This window comes from Bacillota bacterium (assembly GCA_040754675.1).
In the GTDB taxonomy this organism is placed as follows: Bacteria; Bacillota; Limnochordia; order Limnochordales; family Geochordaceae; genus Geochorda.
On record JBFMCJ010000181.1, the window covers coordinates 1 to 7,793 of the forward strand.

The 7,793-nt window shown below is 68.8% G+C and carries 9 protein-coding genes; 6 read left to right on the plus strand and 3 right to left on the minus strand.

The window, feature by feature from the left end:
* From AB1609_11525 to AB1609_11535, 3 genes are all read right to left on the minus strand, one after another.
* Window positions 1-399 (minus strand): MFS transporter (locus tag AB1609_11525; protein MEW6047094.1); only part of this gene is annotated, 399 nt, incomplete at its 3' end.
* 7 nt (window positions 400-406) lie between these two features.
* Entirely contained in the window at window positions 407-1,168 is a 762-nt protein-coding gene (locus tag AB1609_11530; GenBank protein MEW6047095.1) for a dihydrofolate reductase family protein, read from the minus strand.
* Window positions 1,165-1,389: a hypothetical protein gene (locus AB1609_11535; protein MEW6047096.1), complete on the minus strand. Its 225-nt coding sequence runs from the start codon at window positions 1,387-1,389 to the stop codon at window positions 1,165-1,167. The genes AB1609_11530 and AB1609_11535 overlap by 4 nt, the downstream gene beginning before the upstream one ends.
* Window positions 1,390-1,476: 87 nt before the next feature.
* Here AB1609_11535 and AB1609_11540 point away from each other — a divergent pair, with 87 nt between their 5' ends.
* The 6 genes from AB1609_11540 to AB1609_11565 all read left to right on the plus strand — a co-directional run bounded on the left by AB1609_11540 (window position 1,477) and on the right by AB1609_11565 (window position 7,731).
* Complete coding sequence (locus tag AB1609_11540; protein ID MEW6047097.1) at window positions 1,477-2,754, plus strand: extracellular solute-binding protein; 1,278 nt, start codon at window positions 1,477-1,479, stop codon at window positions 2,752-2,754.
* Window positions 2,755-2,934: 180 nt separating this feature from the next.
* On the plus strand, window positions 2,935-4,092 hold the full coding sequence (locus AB1609_11545; protein MEW6047098.1) for an ABC transporter substrate-binding protein: 1,158 nt from the start codon (window positions 2,935-2,937) through the stop codon (window positions 4,090-4,092).
* 179 nt (window positions 4,093-4,271) lie between these two features.
* A complete protein-coding gene (locus tag AB1609_11550; protein ID MEW6047099.1) occupies window positions 4,272-5,153 on the plus strand; it encodes a branched-chain amino acid ABC transporter permease in 882 nt (293 codons plus the stop codon).
* Window positions 5,135-6,214 carry a branched-chain amino acid ABC transporter permease gene (locus AB1609_11555; GenBank protein MEW6047100.1) on the plus strand — a complete coding sequence of 360 codons (1,080 nt, stop codon included), beginning with the start codon at window positions 5,135-5,137 and terminating at the stop codon, window positions 6,212-6,214. The genes AB1609_11550 and AB1609_11555 overlap by 19 nt, the downstream gene beginning before the upstream one ends.
* Before the next feature lie 30 nt (window positions 6,215-6,244).
* Complete coding sequence (locus AB1609_11560) at window positions 6,245-7,003, plus strand: ABC transporter ATP-binding protein (protein MEW6047101.1); 759 nt, start codon at window positions 6,245-6,247, stop codon at window positions 7,001-7,003.
* Window positions 7,000-7,731, plus strand: a complete 732-nt coding sequence (locus AB1609_11565; protein ID MEW6047102.1) for an ABC transporter ATP-binding protein — start codon at window positions 7,000-7,002, stop codon at window positions 7,729-7,731. The genes AB1609_11560 and AB1609_11565 overlap by 4 nt, the downstream gene beginning before the upstream one ends.
* Window positions 7,732-7,793: the final 62 nt, after the last annotated feature.

The window sequence follows — 7,793 nt, forward strand, 5'->3', positions numbered from 1 at the left end:
AACTGCTGCGGCCGCAATGGCGGCGCCAATCCGCCCCATGGCCGTCCCCCGCCCTGCCAAAAGGGACCGGTCGCCCACCCACGCGAAGGCCGCGGGCGCCACGAACCCCGCCATCAAGCCGTGCACCGCGTGCGCGCCAGCCACCACGTCGAGGCGGCGAACCAGGTACAGGGCGAGCGAGGCGCCCGTCCCGGCCAGACCCACCCTCAGGGGCAACCCTCGCCCCCACCGGTCGGCGAGGAGCCCTCCGACCCAGTTGCCCGCCACGTTGGCGGCTGAGTAGGCGGCGAGCACGCCCCCGGCCAGAGCCGCGTCGGCCCCCAGGGCGGTGAGGTAGGTGGAAAGAAAGGGAAAGAGGCCGAGCATGGCCGCGAAGGCGGCAAAGACCGCCAGCCCCACTCCGGGTTCAGCCCCCTCGTTCGGGCCCTCCCCTGAGGACCCGGTAACGCAGGTAAAGTTCGCTCGCATGCCAGTTGACGCTCAACAGTTCAAGCTCAGGGAACGGCTGCAGCAACCGTTCCCCCTCCACCACGGAGAGATCCCGGGCGCTTCCGGCCACGAACGGCGCCACGGTCAGGAAAAGCTCGTCCACGCATCCGGCCTCGAAGAACGCCGCGTTGAGCGTGGGGCCGCCCTCGCTCAAGAGGATGCGGACGCCGAACTCCCCGGCCAGGCACCTGAGCACGCCGGGAACGTCCACAGGGCCGGCCCGCACTTGCGCGACCTGGCGCAGGCGTTCGACGGTGTCGGGGCGGGCGGCAGGCCCCACGAAGACGAGGGGGCGGCGCGGGGGTTCACGGAAGAGGGGCGTGTCGAGGGGGAGCTCGCCGGAGCCGCTGATGATCACGAAAAGCGGCACCTCCGCCACCCCCGCGGCTTTACGCCGCTCCCGGGCCCCGGGGACCACGTGAGGGTAGTACGGCGAGCGCCGCACCGTCCCGGCTCCGCGCACCACCGCGTCCACGCAGGTCCGCAGCCGCACCATCAACGCCCGGTCGACCGGGCTGCCGATGGCGCGCTCGTGGCGCCCGCCGTCCAGGGTGGTCTTGCCGTCGGCAGTCATCACCATGTTGAGCGCAACGTAGGGGCGATCGGGAGGCGGAGAAGGCCACCTGATGCCGTCGTAGATGGCCTCGGGGGCAGGCTCCAGGGCGCCGGGTCCACTCACTCAGTTCGCCTCAGGTCGCCGCAGAGAAGCCTGCGCAACGGCATGCCGTGGGCCACGGCGGCCCGTTCCTCACGGCGCTTCTCCCAGAGGCGGTCGAGCTCCATCGTGATCTGGCTGATGCGCTCCCGATCCTGGTCGGACAGGTGCCCCTTCGACCAGAGCGCCAGCCGCTCCGCCGCCAGATCGTTGATCCGCCTGAGAATGTCCGACTGACGCTCCAAGAGCACCGACCTCCTGCAACATGCGAGATCCTCTTTTCAGTATTCTTTCCGGGGCAGGCGCCGTCAAGAAGAGGAGGGCGGCCGGGCATGCGGCGTTGCGCCGTGCGTTACGATAAACGTGTGAAGGGCTTTACGCGCGCCCTGGCCGTCGCCGCGACTGCCGCCCTGCTTGTCCCTGCGCTCGGAGCCCGGGCCGGGCAGGCGCTGCCGGACGGCGCGGCGCCGAAGACCGTCCGCTTCTGGGTGCCTGCCCGGGGCGGATACCTCGCCACCTGGCGCGAGGCGGCCCGCAGGGCGCAGCAGGCGCACCCGGACGTGCAGATACGGGTCGAACCCATGTGGGGGGACTATACGGCCCGCCTCACCCTGGCCCTCGCCGAGCGCCAGGCGCCCGACCTCGTGGTCGTGGACCCCACGCTCGCCGCCCGTCTGGCTTCCCGGGGGTGGCTGGCCGACGTGACCGGCGTGGTGGCCTCCTACACTCCCCCCGCCGCCGCCCTCCAGGCGTTCACCTGGCACGGGCGGGTCTATGCCGTACCCGGATTCCTCGACCCCGTGCTGCTTTATGCGAACGCCGAGCACCTGGCGGCTGCGGGCCTGGAGCCCCCCTCGACCTCGTGGAACTGGGACCGCCTGCTCGAGGCGGGCAGGCAGCTGGTGAGTTCGGGGACGTCCCGGTGGGCCATGGGGGTGAACGGGTGGCCGCCGCTGGCTATGTTCATCTGGCAGGCCGGGGGCGCGCTGCTCGAACCGCCCGGCCAGCCCTGGAGCGGGGACGCTGCCGTGCTGGAGGCCGCCCGCTATTACCGCCGCTTCATCGACGAAGGCCTGAGCCCTCCGGCCCCCGCAAGCTGGCAGCGGCCGCCGGAGGTCCTCTTCCGCACGGCCGAGGCCGCCTTCATGATGGGCCTGTTCTCCGATCCCCTGGAGGTGCCGGGCGCGCCCTCGCCGTTCCGGCCGGGGGAACCCCCGGTCGCCGGTGGCCGCGCTTTTGCCGTCCGGATCGCGCCCGTGCCGGCAGGGCCTGTATCGCGGGCCACGTGGGCCTGGGTCGAGGGGGCCGCCGTGCCGGAACCGGCAACTCCCGATGCGCTCGCGGCGCTTGAGTACCTCGCCGAGGCGCTGCACTCCCTGGGCTGGCGGCCGCACGTGCCGGGACGCGCGGACGCGCAGGCGGCGGCGGACGCGGCCCTCCCGTTCGCCCGCACCCTGCCGGCGGTTCCGGCCTTCCTGGAATTCGATGCGGTCTTCTGGGACCACCTGGTCGTGCCCCTCGTCCGGGACGGTCCCGTGGACGCCGCCACCTTGCTGCAGCGGGCATGGCCGCACCTGCAGCAAATCCTCCAGCGCCCGGTCTCCCCGTAGGCGCGCTTTCCCATCGCGGCGTGCCCTCTCAACCCGGCATTTCCTGACCCGGCATTTCCTGGAGGAGGGGCGGGGATGGGTAGCGAATGCTGTTTCTACTTCTTTTCCGACACTGAATGACGTTCTCGTGGTGGCAACTGACGTGAGCAACTCTATCCGGACGGGGAGGGGTTGGTTTTCATGCGGAGTTCTGGAAGGCTGTCGGGACCGGCGTTCACCGTTGTGGTCGTGTTGGCCATCGCGCTCGCCACGGCGTTGAGCGCCGCGGCCGCGGAAATTCCGGTCGGGGTCAACGCGGAGCTTACCGGCAGCATCCCGGTGGTCGGCCAGTCGTGCGTGAATGCGGCCCGCATGGCGGTGGACGAAGTCAACCAGGGCGGAGGGCTTTTGGTCGGCGGCCAGCGCTACACCATCCGCCTCTTCGTTGAGGACAACGAGGACAAGGCCCAGTCGGCCGTGGCGGCCGCGCAGAAGCTTTACTCCCAGAACAGCGTGATTGCCATGATCGGCCCCAACGCCAGCCGCAACGCGGTACCGGCCGCCGACATCGCCGAATCGGAAAGGGCCCCCATGATCACGCCCTGGTCCACCAACCCCAACACCACCAAGAACAAGTCGTACGTCTTCCGCGCCGCCTTCACCGACGACTTCCAGGGCCGCGTGGTCGCCTCGTTTGCCCGCCAGCAGTTCAAGGCGCAGAGGGCGGCCGTCTTGTATGACGTGGCCAGCGAGTACAACAAGGGTATCGCTGAGGTGTTCCGCAAGAGCTTCACCGACCTCGGCGGCCAGGTCGTGGCGTTTGAGACCTACACCACCGGCGACAAGGACTTCCTGTCGCAGCTGACCAAGATCAGGGCGGCCCGGCCGGAGGTCCTCTTCCTGCCCAACTACTACAGCGAGGTGCCGCTGCAGGTTCAGCAGGCCCACCTAGTGGGGCTCAACATTCCCATCATCGGATCGGATAGCTGGGGCTTCCCCGACCTGATCAAGCTGGGCGGGGCCGACATGGAAGGGCTCATGTACACGACGCACTACGCGCCGGACATCGCCACCCCGGCCGCTCAAGCATTCATCAAGCGCTACGAGGCCCGGTACGGCAGCGTTCCGGACGACGTGGCGGCGCTGACGTACGACTCGTTCCAGTTGCTGTTCATGGCCCTGCAGAAGGCCGGCAAGGTTGACCGGCAGGCGGTGCGGGATGCGCTGGCCTCCATTGAGCGCTACGACGGGGTCACCGGTACCATGCAGTTCCGCGGCACCGGCGACCCGATCAAGAGCGCCGTGGTGATCCAGATCAAGGACGGCCAGTTCAAGTACTTCGCCACGGCGACCCCGTAGGGCGACCGCAAGCTTGACGCAGGGCGGGCTTTGAGGAGAGGGCAGGGGCCGCAGGCGAGTGAGTGGGCGGCGGACCGACTGACGGTCGGTCAGCGGCCAGGCATCGGTCCCCTGCCCTCGCCCCCTGGGGCCGCAGCGAGCAGCGCAGCACTCAACGGTAGGTGGGGCCGGGTTCGTTGATTTCATACTTGCTGCAGCAGGCCATCAACGCGCTTCAACTGGGTTCGGTCTACGCCCTCATCGCCCTGGGCTACTCCATGGTTTACGGGGTGTTGCGGCTCATCAACTTCGCCCATGGCGACATCTTCATGGTAGGGGCGTTTCTTGGCTTCTTCGCAGCGGCGGTGATGAAGTGGCCCTTCGTGGTCACGCTTTTGTTCAGCATGGTGGCCACCGCCGCGCTGGGCGTCACCATCGAACGCGTGGCGTACCGCCCCCTGCGGGCGGCGCCTCGGGTGTCGGCCGTCATCACGGCGCTGGGGGTAGGGCTTTTCCTGGAACACTTCACGCTGGCCACCGTTGGCGCGCAGCCCAGGCAGATCCCCCGCATGATCCCGCTGCGCTTCTACCCGCTTCCGGGTGACATCGGGTTTTCATCCACCCAGGCCGTGATTTTCGGGATTGCCATCGTGCTGATGCTGGCGCTCGACCTCTTCGTCAACCACACGCTGACCGGGACTGCGATGCGCGCCATCTCGTGGGACATGCGCCACCTGCCCTTGATGGGCGTGCCGGTCAACCGCATCATCGCGCTGACGTTCGCGATCGGATCCGGCCTGGCGGCCGCCGGCGGGATCCTGGTCGGGCTGGCCTACCCCATCATTGACCCCTACATGGGCATCCTGGTCGGCTGGAAAGCGTTCGTAGCAGCCGTGGTGGGCGGCATCGGGAGCGTCCGCGGGGCGATGATCGGCGGGTACATCCTGGCCGCCACCGAGGTGTTCGTCGCGGCGTTCCTGCCGTCGACCTACCGGGACTTCGTCGCGTTCTCGCTGCTCTTGCTGTTGCTGGTATTCAGGCCAACGGGGCTGTTGGGGCGAGCATGGGCACAGAAGGTTTGAACACGATACGGCGGCTCGGTCCGTGGGTGGCGGCGGCAGTGCTGCTCGCCTTCTTGCAGTTCGTCCTGCCGCTGTTACCGGTCAACGCCTACCACGTCCAGGTGTTGATGTACGTCGGGATCAACATCATGCTGACGGCCAGCCTCAATCTGGTCAACGGGTACATGGGCGAGTTCTCCGTCGGCCACGCGGGCTTTATGGCCGTGGGCGCTTACGTCTCCGCCGTGGTGATGCTGTGGTGGGTGCCCAGGAGCCTGTGGGGCGCACTTTTCCCCGTGGCGCTTCTGGCAGGGGGCGTGGGGGCCTCCCTGGTCGGGCTCCTCGTGGCCGTCCCGTCGTTTCGCACCCGGGGCGACTACCTCGCCATCGTCACGCTGGCGCTCAACATGATCGTGAAGAGCGCGATCGAGAACATCGAGGCGGTGGGTGGCCCGCGCGGGCTTCCCGGCATCGGGAGGCTGACCACCCCTGCGTGGGTGTACTTCTGGGTGCTGGCGACGCTTGGCGTGCTGCGCCACTTCATCTACTCCCGCTTCGGGCGGGGCGTGGCGGCCATACGGGAGGACGAGGTGGCGGCCGAGATCCTCGGGATCAACACGCGCCAGGTGAAGATGCAGGCGTTCCTGCTGGCTGCGTTTTTCGCAGGGGTCGCCGGAGGGCTTTACGCCCACCTGATCCAGTTCATCAACCCGAGAAGCTTCGACATCATCAAGTCGACGGAAATCCTCGTGATGGTCTACCTGGGCGGCGTGGCCAGCCTGGCCGGGAGCGTGGTGGGCGCGGCGACGTACACCGTGCTGCTGGAGGCCCTGCGCTTCCTGGGGCTGTGGCGTTGGGTGCTGGCGCCGCTGTTGCTGGTGCTCCTCATGATCCTGAGGCCCAGGGGGATTTTGGGCTACCGGGAGTTCCGACCGTTCATCCCCGCCCGCGAGCGAGCCATCCAGGCACGGGCGTTGGTTGCGCATGCCGGCGCCGGCGGGCGTGGCGCCCCGGTGGCAAGCCCGGCGAGCGCGGCGGGAGCGCCTTCGCAGGGCAGCCAATCGGCTGAGGTGGAGGGTTAGCCTACGGTCGACAAGCGGACACTTCTCGAAATCGAAGGCCTCGGCATCCAGTTCGGAGGCCTGAGGGCGGTCAACAACTTCGCGCTGAGGATGCAGGCCTCGGAGCTGGTGGGGTTGATCGGCCCGAACGGGGCCGGCAAGACCACGGTCTTCAACCTGGTCACCGGCGTCTACCGGCCCACCACGGGCCAGATCCGCTTCGACGGGCGGTCGCTCGTGGGCATGCTGCCGAGCCAGATAGCCCGGCTGGGCATTGCGCGGACTTTTCAGAACATCCGCCTCTTCAAGGGGCTCTCAGTGCTGGACAACGTGAGAGCCGCGCTTTACTCCCGGGCCGGGTACAGCCTGGCCGGGGCGATCGTCAACTCGCCGGGTGCAGGCCGGGAAGAAGAGGCCATCTTCCAGCGCTCCATGGAGGTGCTGGAGCTTTTCGGGCTCGCCCGGGTCGCCACCGAGCCGGCCGGCAGCCTCCCGTACGGGGACCAGCGGCGGCTGGAGATGGCGCGGGCCCTCGCGGTCGGCCCCCGGCTGCTGCTGCTGGACGAGCCCGCCGCCGGCATGAACCCCAGGGAGGCCGACCGCCTCATGGAGCTCATCCGCTGGGTGCACCAGCACTTCAACGTGGCCATTCTGCTCATCGAGCACCAGATGCGGGTAGTCATGCGGCTTTGCCCGCGCATCCTCGTCCTGGACTTCGGCGAGATCATCGCCGAGGGGCCGCCCGAGGCCGTGCGCCAGAATCCCCGCGTGCTCGAAGCCTACCTGGGCAAAGAGGCGGGGGTGGCGTGACAGCCGTGGCACCTGCGCCGTTCCTCGAGGTCGAAAACCTCTCGGTGCGCTACGGGAGCATCGAGGCGTTGCGGGGCGTCTCGCTGACCGTCCGGGAAGGGGAAGTGGTGGCCCTCATCGGGGCCAACGGGGCCGGCAAGACCACCACCCTGCGCGCCGTTTCGGGGCTGGTGCGGCCGTACGCAGGCACCATCCGCTTCGCCGGCCAGCACCTCACGCGCATCGAGCCGGACCGCATCACGGCCATGGGCGTGGCCCACGTGCCGGAGGGCCGCGCCATCTTCGCCAACCTCACGGTCATGGAGAACCTGCTGCTGGCAACGTATGCCCGCAAGGACCGCCGCCAGGTGGCGCAGGACCTCCAACGTGTCTTCACGTTTCTCCCCCGGCTTGCCGAACGCCGCCGCCAGAACGCCGGGACCCTCTCCGGCGGCGAACAGCAGATGCTGGCCATCGGGCGCGCCCTGATGAGCCGGGCGAGGCTGATGCTGCTGGACGAACCCTCCATGGGGCTGGCGCCTGTGCTCGTGACAGAGATCTTCCGGCTGTTGCGGGAGATCAACCAGCAGGGAACGACGCTGCTCCTCGTGGAGCAGAATGCCCGCATGGCGCTTTCGATTGCGAGCCGCGCCTACGTGCTCGAAACGGGAAGCGTTGTGCTGTCAGGCACGGCCGCCGAGCTTTCGCAAAACCCTGCGGTGCAGCAGGCCTACCTGGGCGCCGCCTGACGAGTGCGCCACTCCCGCATCGGGACAAGTCGCACACCCCGCGCCTGCAGCGCCCCGCGCAC

Coding starts and splice junctions, on each gene's coding strand:
- AB1609_11540 (MEW6047097.1), top strand. CDS start 1,477: ATGCGGCGTTGCGCCGTGCGTTACGATAAACGTGTGAAGGGCTTTACG.
- AB1609_11545 (MEW6047098.1), top strand. CDS start 2,935: ATGCGGAGTTCTGGAAGGCTGTCGGGACCGGCGTTCACCGTTGTGGTC.
- AB1609_11555 (MEW6047100.1), top strand. CDS start 5,135: ATGGGCACAGAAGGTTTGAACACGATACGGCGGCTCGGTCCGTGGGTG.